Below are 15,049 nucleotides of genomic sequence, written 5' to 3' on the forward strand. Positions count from 1 at the left end.
TCAATCAGGAATTGAAGAAATCACCTATTTATAAGAAGCTGTGGCAGTCCTTTGGAGTGCTGGTTCCGGTGCGAAGCGTGGGGGTCATGGGTGACGAGCGAACCTATAAGTATGTGGGTGTGTTGCGAGCGGTGATGAGTGAGGATGGTATGACCGCTGACTGGGCCCGGATTTCCTATGATACCCTGGACCTCATCGCCAGGCGGGTGGTCAACGAGGTGGCGGGAATTGGACGTATGGTGTACGATATCACTTCCAAGCCTCCGGCCACCATTGAGTGGGAATAGCATTAGGGAGGTTTTTCGATGGCTGTCTGTATCGTGGTTGGTACCCATTGGGGGGACGAAGGAAAGGGCAAAATTGTCGACTACCTGAGCGAAGGGGCAGATGTGGTGGCCCGGGCTCAGGGAGGAAGTAATGCTGGGCATACGGTGATTGTGGATGGTGAGAAATTCGTTTTTCACCTGATTCCTTCAGGAATCCTCCATCAGGGTAAAGTCTGCGTCCTTGGGGACGGGATGGTGATTGACCCGGTTGCCTTTCTCAAGGAGATTGAGGTTCTCTCCCGACAAAGGGTCAGGGTGGAGAAACGGCTTTTAGTCAGCCCTAAGGCGCATCTGGTGATGCCCTATCACCGTATTCTGGATGAACTCTATGAAAAGTTCCGTGGGAAGGGAAAAATTGGTACCACCGGTCGGGGAATTGGACCTGCTTATGAGGATAAGGTAGCCCGGTGGGGAATCCGGATTGGGGACCTTTTTGATGAAGACCTTTTTGCCGAACGCCTGAGGGTGGTTTTGGAGTATAAAAACCTGCTTCTTGCCCGGGTTTTTGACCATCTCCCCCTCTCCTTCGATGAAATTTTTGCAGAATATCGTGGTTATGCCAGGGTGCTTCTTCCCTATGTGGTTGATATTTCTCTCTTTTTATCACGAAGTTTTCAAGAAGGGAAGAATATCCTTCTGGAAGGAGCTCAGGGGACGCTTCTTGACTTAGAACATGGTACCTACCCTTTTGTGACCTCTTCCTATCCGGTCTCAAGTGGTGCACTTCTTGGGGTGGGTATGGGACCTTCCCTGGAGATGGAAGTGCTCGGGGTTTGTAAGGCATACACCTCAAGGGTCGGTGAAGGGCCTTTTCCAACCGAGCTCAAAGATGAGATGGGAGTGTATTTACGGGAAAAAGGCCAGGAGTACGGGGCCACCACTGGCCGTCCCAGGCGTTGTGGATGGTTAGATGGAGTGGCATTGCGCTATGCAGTCCGGGTAAACCACATTACCTCACTGGCCCTGACCAAGCTCGATGTGCTGCGGGGGTTAAAGGAAGTGCGACTCTGTTACGCCTATGAGATTGAGGGAAAGGTCACCCAAGACTTTCCCTTTGACCTCCGTTCGCTCTACCACTGCCGTCCTCTCTACCATGATTTCCCGGGGTGGGAGGAGGAGATTGCAGCGGTGAGGGAATATGCTGCTTTGCCCCCCAGAGTGCGCCAGTTTGTGGAAGGAATTGAAGACCTGGTGGGGGTTCCGGTGAGTATCATTTCGGTTGGCTCGGGAAGAGGTGATACAATAGTAAGAAAGACCGTGTGGTAGGAGGGGTACGGGGTGAGTGAAAAGCGCAAAGAAGTGGTGCGCCAGGAAATCGAAAGACTTCGTCAGCTCATTCATCATCATGATTACCTCTACTATGTCTTAGCGGCACCAGAAATCTCTGATGCGGAATACGATGCTCTGTTCCGGAGATTACAGGAGCTGGAGAGGGAATTTCCTGAATTGGTGACTCCCGATTCTCCCACCCAGCGGGTGGGAGGAAAACCGCTCTCGGAGTTTGCTTCCGTTACCCATTCCAGAGTCATGCTCAGCCTGGATAACGCCTTCACCGAAGAAGAAATCCGCAACTTCGACCGCCGGGTCAAGAAGATGCTGGGTGTCGACAAAGTCAGTTATGTACTGGAACTCAAAATCGATGGGCTGGCGGTTAACCTTCGTTATGAGAACGGGGCTCTGATTCATGGTGCCACCCGGGGTGATGGATTTACCGGTGAGGACGTGACCCAGAATCTCAAAACGGTTAAGAGTATTCCCTTACGCCTCCGAGAGAAGGGGAAGGCAGCAGTCATCGAGGTGCAGGGCGAAGTTTTTATGAATAAGGCGGATTTCGAAAAACTGAACGAAGACCGAAAGAGGAAAGGCGAACCGCCTTTTGCCAATACCCGGAATGCTGCAGCCGGGTCTTTACGCCAGCTTGACCCGACCATTACCGCCCAAAGAAAGCTGGATGTTTTCGTATATGGGGCGTTTCTCATCGAGAGTGATTATCATCCCAAAACCCATTGGGAACTCTTGCACTGGTTGGGGGATTTGGGGTTTAAGGTGAATCCGCACCTCTTTTTGCTCAAGAATATTGAAGAGGCCATGGTCCTTCATGCGGAGTGGGAGAAAAAACGGAAGGAACTCCCGTACGAAATTGATGGTCTGGTGGTTAAGGTCAACGAGATTGCCTATCAGGAGGTTCTGGGGGCAACCACCCGGAGTCCTCGCTGGGCGATCGCCTATAAATTTGAACCCACGCATGCCTTAACCAGGGTTCTTGCCATCGAGGTCAACGTGGGGAGAACCGGGACCCTTACTCCGGTTGCAGTGTTGGAGCCGGTTGAGGTGGGAGGAGTGGTGGTGCGGCGGGCCACACTCCACAACGAAGATGAGGTCAAACGAAAAGATGTCCGGATTGGTGACTGGGTGGTGGTGGGAAGAGCAGGAGAAGTCATCCCGGAAGTGATTCGGGTGGTCAAAGAACGTCGTACGGGAGAGGAGAAACCTTTTTCCATGCCCTCCCTCTGTACGGTTTGTGGTTCGGCGGTGGTGCGGGAAGAAGGAGAAGTGGCGGTCAGATGCATCAACATCAACTGTCCCGCACAGGTCAAAGAGCGAATCAGGCACTGGGCTTCAAGAGATGCCATGGATATCGAGGGCCTGGGAGAGAAACTGGTGGAGCAACTGGTGGATACGGGGCTGGCACGAACTATTCCTGATTTATATCGGTTGAAGAGGGAAGACCTGGAACGTCTGGAACGAATGGGAAAAAAATCAGCTGATAACCTCATTCGGGCGATTGAGGCTTCCAAAGAACGGGAACTATCTCGCTTCATTTATGGCCTTGGTATCCGCTATGTGGGAGAGTTTGTAGCCCGGATTCTGGCCGAAAAGGTGGGGTCTCTGGAAAAGCTCTTATCGATACGGCGGGAAGAACTGCTCCAGATTGAAGGAATTGGTCCCAAAGTGGCTGAAGCGGTCGAACAGTTCTTCTGGAATGCCCAGAACCGGGGTATGATTATGGAACTGCAGGAGTTAGGGGTAAAACCCAAAGAGGGGAAAAAAGAGAGTGTTTCCGAAGCCCCCCTGCGGGGAAAGACCTTTGTCTTCACCGGAACCCTGGGTCGGTTCTCTCGCAAAGAAGCCGAAGAGCTGGTGAAGCGATACGGGGGAGAAGTGGCCGGAAGTATTTCGGCACGCGTGAGTTATCTCGTGGTGGGAGAAAATCCAGGCAGTAAGCTCCAGGCGGCGAAAGCGAAGAATGTACCGGTTCTGACGGAAGAGGAATTCTATCGCCTTTTGGAGGGATAAAGGGGTGTTATGATGGGAAAAACGATATCTCTGGAAGAGCTTAAAAAGATTGCTCAGCTGGCCAAGTTGCAGTTTGAGGAGGAGGGGTTAACCCGGTTTTTCCAGGATGTGAACGAAATCGTGGCCCATTTTGAGAAACTGGACCAGCTTGAACTGAGGGATGTTTCACCCACCTCGCACATTTCCTGGAGCCAACCTCCGGTGCACGTCGATAATCCCGTGGAGTGGAAAGAGGAAGAAAAGGTCTTTCGGCATGCTCCGGTGGTGTATAATCGGTATTTTGTGGTTCCCAGAGTGGTCGAAAAAGAGGAGAGATAAAATATGGGGATGGACCGATTTCGCGAATTTCGGATACGAGATTACCATGCCCTGTTCCAGAAGAGGGAACTCTCGGTCAGGGAGTTACTGGAAGCATTTTTGGATCGGATCCACGATGTCGATGAACACATCCGGGCTTTTCTCTCCCTCAACGAAGAAGGGGCAAGAGCAAGGGCTCAGGAACTCGACCGGAGTCTTCCTACCAATGGGTTTCCTCCCCTTTGGGGAATTCCCGTGGGGGTGAAGGATAACCTCTGCACCGAGGGATTGCCCACTACCTGTGGTTCGAAAATTCTCCACAATTTTATTGCTCCCTATGATGCCACGGTGGTGGAACGATTGAAAAAGGCTGGAGCCATTATTGTGGGGAAGACTAACATGGACGAATTTGCCATGGGTTCGTCCACCGAGAATAGCGCCTTTGGACCCACCCGGAATCCCTTTGATTTACGCCGGGTTCCAGGTGGGTCAAGTGGTGGTTCTGCCGCAGCCTTGGCCTCTTTAGAAGCGCCTCTGGCCTTGGGTTCTGATACCGGGGGGTCAGTGCGACAACCGGCAGGCTTCTGCGGGGTGGTGGGATTGCGACCCACCTACGGAAGGGTATCACGGTATGGACTGGTGAGTTTCGCTTCTTCCCTGGACCAAGTGGGTCCCATGACCCGTAACGTGGAGGACTGTGTGACGCTCTTTGAGGTCATAAGTGGGAGTGACCAGAGGGATTCCACCTGTGCTCCTTATCCTCCTTTCTCTCGCCAGGATATTCCTCCGGAGGAGGAAATCCGGAAAATGAAAGTGGGCATTCCCCGAGAGTACTTTTCTTCGGGCGTGGATGGGGCGATGGTGAGAAAAATTGAAGAAGTTTTGGATGGACTGCGCAAGGAAGGTGTGGAATGCCTGGAGGTTTCTCTCCCTCACACCGACTTTGCTCTGGAAGCGTATTACATTGTAGCTCCGGCTGAAGCCAGTTCCAATTTGGCCCGCTACGATGGGGTGCTGTACGGCCTGCGGGAAGAGGGGAAAACCATTCAGGAAATGTACGTTCGCACCAGGACAGCCGGCTTTGGGAACGAGGTGAAGCGGAGAATCATTTTAGGGACCTACTCCTTAAGTTCTGGCTACTATGATGAGTACTACCTCAAGGGAATGAAGGTTCGCACTCTGGTACGGAATGACTTTGAAAAAGTCTTCGAACAGTGCCAAGTTCTCGTTACTCCGGTTTCTCCCTGTTTCCCCTTTTTCTTTGGTGAGCGCACTCGCAGTCCTTATGATATGTACCTTGCCGATGTGTTCACCATTCCTTCGGCGATGGCCGGTATTCCAGGGCTTTCCATGAACTGTGGGTATGAGAATCATCTTCCCATTGGTTTACAGATTCTCAGCGGTCCATTCAGGGAAGGGTGGATTTTTGGGCTGGCGCTCTTCTTGGAGAAGATGCTTTCCCTGCCATCCCCCTTACCGATGGTACCCGAAAGGAGTTAAGGATATGGCTGACTTCTACGTAACGATTGGGTTAGAAGTGCACTGTCAGCTCCTGACCAAGACCAAACTGTTTTGTCGGTGTGGGACTGATTACATTGGAAAGGACCCCAATACCTTAGTGTGCCCGGTGTGTATGGGGATACCCGGTTCCCTGCCAGTCCTCAACCAGAAGGCGCTGGAACTGGCCATCAAAACGGCACTGGCTTTGCGTTGTGAAATTCTTCCTCAGGTGGTCTTCCATCGGAAGAATTACTTTTATCCTGACCTCCCCAAGGGATACCAAATTTCCCAGTACAATTTTCCTATCGGGACGAACGGATTCGTGGAGTTTTTCGCCCAGGGAACCAAAAAAAGGGTGCGGATCAAGCGAGTTCATGTGGAAGAGGATGCTGGAAAACTGGTCCACGAAGGGCTGGGTCTTCCTCCTCATTCATCCGGGGTGGATTTTAATCGTTGCGGGATTCCTCTGGTGGAGGTGGTCACGGAACCGGACCTTCATTCTCCGGAAGAGGCCCGGGAATACCTTGTGATGCTTCGCAGTGTGGTTCGCTATATTGGGGCCAGCGACGGCAATATGGAAGAAGGGTCCCTACGTTGTGATGCCAACGTTTCGGTTTCTCAGTCTTCTTTAGAATTGGGGACCAAGGTGGAAGTGAAAAATATGAATTCCTTCCGCTCGGTTTTTCGAGCCCTGCAGTATGAGATTGAGCGCCAGAAGAAGGTTATCCTTGAAGGGGGTGCCGTGGTTCAGGAAACCCGCCACTGGGATGAGCGAGAAGGGGTGACGGTTTCCGCCCGGGGCAAAGAAGAGGCTGAGGACTACCGGTATTTCCCCGACCCAGACCTGTTGCCGGTAGCCATTACCCCAGAGACCATCGCAGGAATAGAAAAGACCCTTCCGGAGTTACCACTGGAGAGAAGGGAACGCTTTATGGTAGAGTACGAACTCACCGAGGGTGAAGCGGGGATTCTGACCCAGGAAAGGGAGATTGCTGACTTTTTCGAAGCCTGCCTCATGGAGTTTCGTAAACCCCGCCTGGTCTGCAACTGGATGCTTACTGAGGTACTCAAAAATCTGAACGAATTGAATATCGGGATTACTCAGAGCAGAGTCACTCCGGAATCCTTAGGGGAATTGATTAAAATGGTGGACCGAAAGGAAATCAGCGGAACCATTGCCAAGAGTATTTTGGAGGAAATGTTCACGTCTGGAGGAAAGGTGAAGGAAATCATGGCTCGCAAGGGGATTTCTTTCATCACCAGCGAAAAAGAACTGGAGCGGATTGCTCGGGAAGCCATCGAGAAAAACCCCCAGAGCGTTGCGGATTACTTAAGCGGTAAGGAGAAAGCCCTCCATTTTCTCATCGGCCAGGTGATGAAGACCACCCGGGGGCAGGCAGACCCGGAAACGGTGAAGAGTCTTCTCTTGAAAGAGTTGCGAAGTGGAGAGTAACGATGCGCTTTGTCCACCTCCATGTACATACCGAATACAGTCTTCTGGATGGGGCCATCCGTATTGATGAGCTTTTGCAAACAGTGAAATCGTACGGGATGGAAGCGGTGGCGGTCACCGACCACGGGGTGATGTATGGGGTGGTCGATTTTTATAAAAAGGCCAAGGAATTCGGTGTAAAGCCGATCATTGGCTGTGAAGTGTACGTCGCTCCGGGGAGTCGCTTTGAAAAAGTGACTGTGAAGGGAAGTGAACCGGCGTATCACTTAGTGCTTCTTGCTCAGAATAAAACCGGATACCGGAATCTCACCGAGCTGGTGAGCCGGGCGTACCTGGAAGGATTCTATTACAAACCCCGGGTGGATAAGGAACTCCTGCGGGAGTATTCCGAGGGGTTAGTGGCCCTCACTGCGTGTTTGGCGGGAGAAATTCCCCGTTTGATACTCAGCGGAGAAAAGAGCGAAGCCGAAAAACTGGTGCTCGAGTACCGGGACATCTTTGGGGCGGATAATTTCTTTCTGGAGGTTCAGGATAATAAAATCCCGGAGCAAACCACACTCAACGAAGCACTCATCGAGATTGGAAAACGCCACCGGATTCCTGTTGTGGCCACCAATGATTGTCACTATTTAAGCCGGGAGGATGCGCAGGTCCACGACATTATTCTGGCCATTCAAACGGCCACCACCCTTGACGACCCCAAGCGACTTCGTTTTCCCACCCAGGAATTCTACGTGAAATCCCCCGAAGAAATGGAAAAGGCCTTTGCCTCCCTTCCTGAGGCGTTGGAGAATGCCGTTTCGATTGCCGAGCGCTGCAATGTGGAGTTAGACTTAGGACAGGTACTCCTTCCAGAATTTGCTGTTCCCGAAGGATTTACTCCGTCTACCTATCTTGAACACCTCTGCGAAGAAGGCTTAAAAAAACGTTACGGAGATCCCATCCCGGCAACAATCAAAGAGCAGGCGGCCTATGAACTCAAGGTGATTCACGATATGGGGTACTCGGCCTACTTTCTCATTGTCTTCGATTTCGTGAACTATGCCCGAAAAAATGGAATTATGGTTGGTCCAGGAAGGGGTTCGGCGGCTGGAAGCCTGGTCTCGTACGCCCTGGGAATCACCAATATTGATCCCCTCAAGTATGGGCTCCTTTTTGAGCGTTTCTTGAACCCGGAACGGGTCAGCATGCCCGATATCGACATCGATTTTTGCTTTGAGCGGCGTAATGAGGTCATCGAGTACGTGTCATCCAAGTATGGGAAGACTAACGTTGCTCAGATTATCACCTTTGGGCGAATGATGGCTCGCCAGGCGGTGCGGGATGTGGGTAGGGCTCTGGGATGGAGCTATGGAGAAGTGGATAAGATTGCCAAGCTCATCTCGGCTACACCAGGAATTACCTTGGAAAAAGCCCTAAATGAGAGTCCGCAGCTTAGGGCCCTCTCTGAGCAAAATAAAGAGGTGGGGATGCTTCTGCGCTTTGCCCAGCGCATCGAGGGCTTGTGTCGGCATGCCTCGGTCCATGCAGCAGGGGTGGTGATTTCGAATCAACCCTTGATGAACCACGTGCCGCTACAAAAGATGAACGAGGGTGAAATTGTCACCCAGTTTGATATGGATGCCCTGCAGGACCTCGGCCTTTTGAAAATGGATTTTCTGGGACTTCGGACTCTCACCATCATCGAACGGGCTCTGAAAATCATCAAAAATACCCGCCAGGTGGATATCGACCTCGACCACATTCCCCTCGATGACCCCGAGACTTACCGTCTTCTCGGTAAAGGAGAAACGGTGGGGGTATTCCAGCTGGAGAGTCCCGGCATGAAAGAACTTTTAAAGCGCCTGAAACCTGAAGGGATGGAAGACTTAATTGCCATTCTGGCCCTGTACCGCCCGGGACCCCTGGGAAGCGGCATGATTGACGACTTCATCGAGCGCAAACATGGGAGAGTCAAGGTTACCTATCCCCATCCCAGTTTAGAGCCCGTTTTGCGAGAGACTTACGGGGTGATCGTCTACCAAGAACAGGTGATGAAGATTGCCAGCGAAATGGCCGGGTTTACCCTGGGACAGGCCGATATTCTCCGCCGGGCGATGGGAAAGAAAAAGCCGGAAGTCATGCGGGAGCAGCGGGAGAAATTCATTCAGGGGGCTTTGGCGAAGGGTCATGACCAGAGCACAGCGGAAACGATTTTTGACCTCATCGAATACTTTGCCGGATACGGGTTCAATAAATCCCACAGTGCTGCCTATGCGGTCATCTCCTACCAGACGGCTTATCTGAAAGCCCACTATCCTACCGAGTACCTGGCCGCTTGCCTTACCAGCAATGCCTCAGACAGCGACAAGGTGGCCAAGTTTATCGCCGAGTGTAAGCGCCTGGGGATTCAGATTTTACCTCCCGACATCAACGAGAGTCTGGCGAACTTCACCGTGGTGGGGGAAGGGAAAATCCGCTTTGGTCTGGCGGCCATTAAAAATGTGGGAGAGAGCGCCATTGCCGAAGTTCTGGCTCGACGCAGGGAAAGTCGGTTCAGGAACGTTTTTGATTTTGTCGAACGGGTGGATTTGCGGGTGATTAATAAAAGGGTGCTCGAGAGCCTGGTCAAGGCTGGAGCGTTTGATACCCTGCACCCTAATCGGGCTCAGTTACTGGTTTCTCTGGAAGAAATCGTGGCCTCGTTCGCGAAAAAGAAAAAGACTAGGACGAGTCAGATTTCCCTGTTTGGGGGACAAAATGCCACTCCGGAACCCTACCCTGAGCTTAAAGACGTGGAGGAGATGGGAAGACAGGACCTGTTACGCATGGAAAAAGAAATGCTGGGATTCTACGTCAGTGACCATCCGCTGCGGGAAATAAGCCTGCGCTATCCTCACCTCACCACGGTTCCCCTCGGTCGGCTGGGGTCCATCAAACAGGCGGTGAAGGTCAAGATTTTGGGTGTGGTGAGCGGTTTTCGCAGAGTCGTCACCAAGACCGGTGGAGAGGTGTACTTCGTTTCCCTGGAGGATGAAACTGGCAGCGTGGAGGTGATTTTCTTTCCCAGTTTCCGCGAGGAAATCCAGCCCTATCTCTCTTCGGGAAGGGTCCTGGGGGTTCTGGGGAGACTGGATATCCTGGATAGCGGGGAAAACAAAGTCATTGCTGAAAGAATCCTGGACCCAGAAAAAGAAAGAGGATGGTCTCAGGTGGTGCACATTGACCTGCGGGAAAGTTCTGACGTTCTGAGGGCGGTGTACTGTTTAAAGGATTGTTTACGGCATTTCCCGGGTGAACTACCGGTGGTGGTCCAGGTGCGGGATGCAAAAGAAGAATGGTGGGTGGAACTGGGAGAAGCATTTCGGGTTCTCTGGAATACAGAAAGTGAAGGGGCAATCCGAGAGGTCATTGGGAGTGAGGGCGAAGTATGGCTTTCTTGAAGAGGTGGAAAGTATGAAAATAAAACTGGTTGGTGCGGTTTTACTTTGGTTTTTCGTGGTTTCTCTGGCCGTAGCCCAGGATGCACAGGAACACTATCGAAATGGGTACATCTATTTTTCCCAGGGTAATTACCAAAAGGCTTTGGAATCCTATCAGAAAGCTCTGGAGCTTGACCCCCAGTTCTGGGATGCTCAGTACTGGGTGGGGAAGGTGTACGAACAGCTCGGTGATATTCCTCAAGCTTTGGTGGCTTGGAGGAAAGTCCTCATCGCTCAACCCCTCCATCGAGATGCCTTTCAGAAGTGGCGGGCCTATGTAAAAGCGGAAGGAATCGGGGAACGGGAAAGGGAACGGTTCAAGGCAATGTTTCTCTATCAGACGGAAACACCTGCTGTTGGTAAAGACGAAGCCTGGTCAACGGTTATCCCCTACGCACTGAGCTTAATGGGGGCACGGGACATCACCTCGCTGCGTCTGGCGGGGTCTATCATGCGCTGGATGGGAAGGAATGTCAGCGCCTTATTGACCCCTTACGAAAAACCCGCTTATCGCCGGGCTTTGGAAATTCTGCGGGAGGACTTTTCACAAGAGGATCCTTATCTCGTCTACGAATTTCTGCGTGAATGTTTGACCCGTTTTGAAGGGGACGGGGAGATATCGAATCTGGTGGATGGTGTTCTGGCGGCGGTATTTGCCGCTCATGCGCAAATTGCCCGGGAAGAAGCAGGACAAACCGCGGGAATCGAATTTCAGGTCCGCCAGGACGGAGTTGTACAGCAAGCCTTAAGCGAGGAAAGTGTGCAACAAACACCCAGGATGGAGTTTTACCTGAAAGAGCCCCCTCCAGAAGGTGCAAGGTAAAACCTGAAGAGCGCAGGGTTATCTTTAGGTTGATTCCGCTTCGTGGGTTTTGAGCGAATACGCGGTTTTTTCGTAATCCTTACCAGGTCATTCTTCATCCTCTATGCGGATGTGGATCAAGACTGCTTTTGATTGCGCATGGTTTTTCAGGGGGAAAATCCATGAGCCTCTTCTTTTCATCCGGCTTGGGCAATATTGAGCCATAAAAGAGGGGAAAATTGGAAGTGCCCTTCAATCCTTCATCTTAAATCTGTGGTAAACTGATAAGGATAGAAAGCCGGGGAAGGAAAAGGAGAGGGTGATGGACGTTTGAGGAGAGTTATCCTTTGGAACTTTCCGCATTGGTCTGAGTTTATGCGTAGGGGAAAGGTACCTTCTTTTTATAACCTAGGTTTTCGGGAATGCTTCGTGTTTTTCTCTTTTGGCGTTCTTTAATGTTGGAGAACGTAACTCCAGTTTAGAGTCTTGAACCCGGGAAGAAGGGGGGATTGGTTTGAATGTACTACAACCAGGTATCATCCTGGAGGGGAACTTCTGGCCCGAACGGGTGCGTGTTATCGGCGCTCAACAGATAGGCAGTCACATTAAGGTGGAGGCGGTTGGTGAGCGCACCCACCAGTTTTACTCTCGGTTGCTTTCCCCCGAAGACCTGGCACAGGTATGTCAGGTTTCTCCCCTGGCGATAGATTTTTGCGGTCGCCCTGAGGCTTTCTTCTTGGGCATAGAGGCACATCGCATCCGCTACGCTTATCAGTTTGACCCACTCTACGCTTTTCATGTCTCCCAGGTGGATCCTCTTCCGCACCAGATTGAGGCAGTATACCACTATATTCTCCGCAACCCTCGGGTTCGTTTTCTTCTCGCTGATGACCCTGGTTCAGGAAAGACCATCATGGCTGGATTGGTGCTAAAAGAGCTCAAGCTTCGGGGACTTGTGGGTCGGACGTTGATTATTGTGCCGGCCAATCTGGTTTTCCAATGGCAGCGAGAACTTCGAGACCGCTTCCGCGAGCACTTTGACATAATCTGGGGTGTGGATTTCAAGAACGCTTACGGTGTGAACCCCTGGCAGGACAAAAACCAGGTTATCACCTCCATGGACTGGGCCAAGCGGGAGGAGGTGTTAGAGAGCCTCCAGCTTGTCCAATGGGACCTCGTGATTGTGGACGAGGCCCACCGTATGAGCGCCAGCGACCCCGAACATAAAACCGATCGCTACCGGCTGGGAGAACAACTTTCTCAGAAGACTCACCATTTTCTTTTGCTCACTGGAACCCCTCATAAAGGCGATCCAGTCAATTTTTGCTTGTTTTTACAGCTTTTAGATCGGGATGTCTACGGGGATGTGCGCAGCCTGGAGGAGGCCATGCACCGGAGCCACGCACCCTTTTACCTGCGTCGCACCAAAGAGGCCCTGGTCACTTTCCCCGACCCCGAAACCGGGAAGGTGCGGAGGCTCTTCACCAACCGGGAGGTCCGCACCGTCCGCTTCGACCTGGACGGGGAGGAGTTCGACTTCTACGAGCACCTCACCCGTTACGTGCAAGATCAGTCCATGCGTGCCGCGGCCGACGACTCGGTCCGAGGGCGGGTCCTCGGCTTTACAATGGCCATGTACCAGCGCCGTTTTGCTTCTAGCATTTATGCCGTGCGCATGAGCCTGGAGCGGCGCCTTAAGAAGCTGGAGCGCCAACCCCAGACGCCCCAGCCGCCAGCCGTGGATCTATCCCGCCTGGAGGACATCGAAGAACTTCCCGATAATGAAGTCGCCCGCCTTGAGGAAGAGGTGGAGGCGGACTCCCTACCTTTTGAGCGTGAGCTGATTCAACGCGAAATTCGTGACCGCGGATGTTGGTGCAAAGGGCAAAAGAACTGGAGGATCGTGGGCGGTCTTCCAAGTTGGAGAAACTGCAGGAGGTACTCTCGGATCAGAATATCTTCAGCGACCCCAACATGAAGCTTATCATCTTCACAGAGTTCAAGGAGACGCTGGATTTTCTGGTGGAACAGTTGCGTCAGTGGGGATTGCGCGTCACCCAGATTCATGGTGGGATGAGAATCGGGGATCGCGATACGCCAGACACGCGCCTCTGGGCAGAGCAGAGGTTCCGGGAGGAAGCTCAGGTTCTGGTGGCAACCGAAGCCGCTGGGGAAGGCATTAATCTCCAGTTTTGCTGGTTGATGATTAACTACGACATTCCTTGGAATCCCATACGCTTGGAGCAGCGTATGGGGCGCATCCACCGCTACGGGCAGGAGCGGGACTGCTTGATTTTCAACTTCGTGGCTGCCAACACCCGGGAGGGTCAGGTGTTGGGGCGGCTCCTGGAGCGCCTGAAGGAGATTCGCAAGGAGCTGGGGAGCGACCAGGTCTTCGATGTGGTGGGCCAAGTGATCCCCGCCAACTATCTGGAACGCCTTTTCCGCGATCTCTACGCGGGCCGGGTGAGCCCGCAGGCCGCCCTGGAGCGGCTGGTCACGGATTTGGATCGCGAGCGCTTCGCCCGCATCTGCCGTTCCACCCTGGAGGGCTTGGCCAGACGGGATCTCAATCTCTCGGCCATCCTCGGCAAAACTGCCGAGGCGAAGGAGCGTCGGCTGGTGCCCGAGGTGGTGGAGGAGTTCTTCCTGCAGGCTGCGCCGTTGGTGGGACTATCCATTTCTCAAAAGCGCGATGGGGTGTATATGATTGATCGTGTCCCCCGGCACCTGATCCAGGTGAGTGAGCGGCTGGAGGCGCGCTTCGGTCCCCTGAGCCGCGATTACCGACGCATTACTTTTGATAAGCGGCGCTTGAGCCAGGACCCCACCTTAGAGTGGGTGACGCCGGGACATCCTCTCTTTGAAGCAGTTCGGGAAGCCCTCTGGGAAGAGGTACAGGAAGACTTATGCCGGGGCGCTGTCTTTTACGGGATTGGCCGGAAACCTCCTGCGCGGCTGGAGGTCTTTGCCGCTTCAATAGCTGACGGACGGGAGAACATCCTGCATCGCCGCCTTTTTGTGGTGGAAATCACAGAAAGCGGAGAGAAACGACTGTGCCAGCCAACGGTGTTCCTCGACTTAATACCCGCTAATTCGCCACCGGCGGAAAAGCCATCAATTCCAGTAGACTCCCAGGAGGTTGAAAGGTTTCTTTTCGAGGAGGGACTCAGAGCGTTTTTGGAGGAAGTGAAGCAGGAACGCCTGAAAGAACTCGAGACAATCACTCGACACGTGGAATTGAGCCTAAACACCCTAATTGACCGGCAACAGCGGCAGATTGCGGAGCTTATAGAACGCCAGCAGCACGGTGAAGAGGTGTCTTTGGCCCTAATTGAGGCCCAAAAGCGCCTGGAAGAGTTGATCGACCGCTTCGAACGCCGTCGCCGGGAGCTGGCCCAGGAACAAAAGCTCGCCATCGCCGACATCGCGCGGATTGGATCTGCCCTGGTTTTGCCTTACCCGGAGGAGGAAGCGGTGCGTGAACTTATCCCCGACGTGGAAGTGGAGCGTATTGCTATGGAGGTGGCTATGCGCTACGAGCGGGAACGCGGCTGGTTGCCGGAAGATGTCTCGGGGGAAAACCGGGGATTTGACATCCTTTCCCGCCACCCTGAAAGTGGGCAGGTTCGCTTCATCGAGGTCAAGGGCCGTGCGGCCTCAGGTCCCATTGTGCTCACCCCCAACGAGTACAAGGCTGCCAGGCGCCTGCGAAAGGATTACTGGCTGTACGTGGTCTTCGATTGCGCCACGAAGCCACAGCTTTTGGCGGTTCAGGATCCCGCTCAGCTTGAGTGGGAACCTGTGATGAAGATTGATTATTTTCGGATATCACCTTACAAAATCGAAAAGGAGGGGATGCGATGATGAGCGGCAGCTACGAATGGCAACTGGGGGCACTCACGCCGATTTG

Annotated in this window: 10 protein-coding genes; all 10 read left to right on the top strand. The window is 52.9% G+C overall.

The features are described from left to right. The coding region (locus tag ABDK92_09360) for a GMP synthase (glutamine-hydrolyzing) (protein MEN3186813.1) at positions 1–287 on the top strand (287 nt) is incomplete at its 5' end. A gap of 18 nt (positions 288–305) precedes the next feature. Next, positions 306–1,592, top strand: a complete 1,287-nt coding sequence (locus ABDK92_09365) for an adenylosuccinate synthase (protein MEN3186814.1) — start codon at positions 306–308, stop codon at positions 1,590–1,592. A gap of 12 nt (positions 1,593–1,604) precedes the next feature. Beyond that, a complete protein-coding gene (ligA, locus tag ABDK92_09370; GenBank protein ID MEN3186815.1) occupies positions 1,605–3,623 on the top strand; it encodes an NAD-dependent DNA ligase LigA in 2,019 nt (672 codons plus the stop codon). 9 nt (positions 3,624–3,632) lie between these two features. Continuing rightward, positions 3,633–3,941 carry an Asp-tRNA(Asn)/Glu-tRNA(Gln) amidotransferase subunit GatC gene (gene gatC, locus ABDK92_09375; protein ID MEN3186816.1) on the top strand — a complete coding sequence of 103 codons (309 nt, stop codon included), beginning with the start codon at positions 3,633–3,635 and terminating at the stop codon, positions 3,939–3,941. A gap of 9 nt (positions 3,942–3,950) precedes the next feature. Continuing rightward, the gene (gene gatA, locus ABDK92_09380; protein MEN3186817.1) at positions 3,951–5,420 is read left to right on the top strand and encodes an Asp-tRNA(Asn)/Glu-tRNA(Gln) amidotransferase subunit GatA; all 1,470 of its coding nucleotides are present in this window, start codon (positions 3,951–3,953) and stop codon (positions 5,418–5,420) included. A gap of 4 nt (positions 5,421–5,424) precedes the next feature. Beyond that, positions 5,425–6,873, top strand: a complete 1,449-nt coding sequence (gene gatB, locus ABDK92_09385; GenBank protein ID MEN3186818.1) for an Asp-tRNA(Asn)/Glu-tRNA(Gln) amidotransferase subunit GatB — start codon at positions 5,425–5,427, stop codon at positions 6,871–6,873. A 2-nt stretch (positions 6,874–6,875) separates the two neighbouring features. Then, positions 6,876–10,295, top strand: coding sequence for a DNA polymerase III subunit alpha (locus tag ABDK92_09390; GenBank protein MEN3186819.1), 3,420 nt, complete (start codon positions 6,876–6,878; stop codon positions 10,293–10,295). A gap of 13 nt (positions 10,296–10,308) precedes the next feature. Further along, a complete protein-coding gene (locus tag ABDK92_09395) occupies positions 10,309–11,157 on the top strand; it encodes a tetratricopeptide repeat protein (GenBank protein ID MEN3186820.1) in 849 nt (282 codons plus the stop codon). Positions 11,158–11,650: 493 nt separating this feature from the next. After that, a complete protein-coding gene (locus tag ABDK92_09400) occupies positions 11,651–13,114 on the top strand; it encodes a DEAD/DEAH box helicase (GenBank protein ID MEN3186821.1) in 1,464 nt (487 codons plus the stop codon). Then, positions 13,057–15,003, top strand: a complete 1,947-nt coding sequence (locus ABDK92_09405; GenBank protein ID MEN3186822.1) for a DUF3883 domain-containing protein — start codon at positions 13,057–13,059, stop codon at positions 15,001–15,003. The genes ABDK92_09400 and ABDK92_09405 overlap by 58 nt, the downstream gene beginning before the upstream one ends. The last annotated feature ends 46 nt before the right edge of the window (positions 15,004–15,049 follow it).

It is taken from the genome of Atribacterota bacterium (assembly GCA_039638595.1).
Classification (GTDB): domain Bacteria; phylum Atribacterota; class Atribacteria; order Atribacterales; family Caldatribacteriaceae; genus Profundicultor; species Profundicultor thermophilus.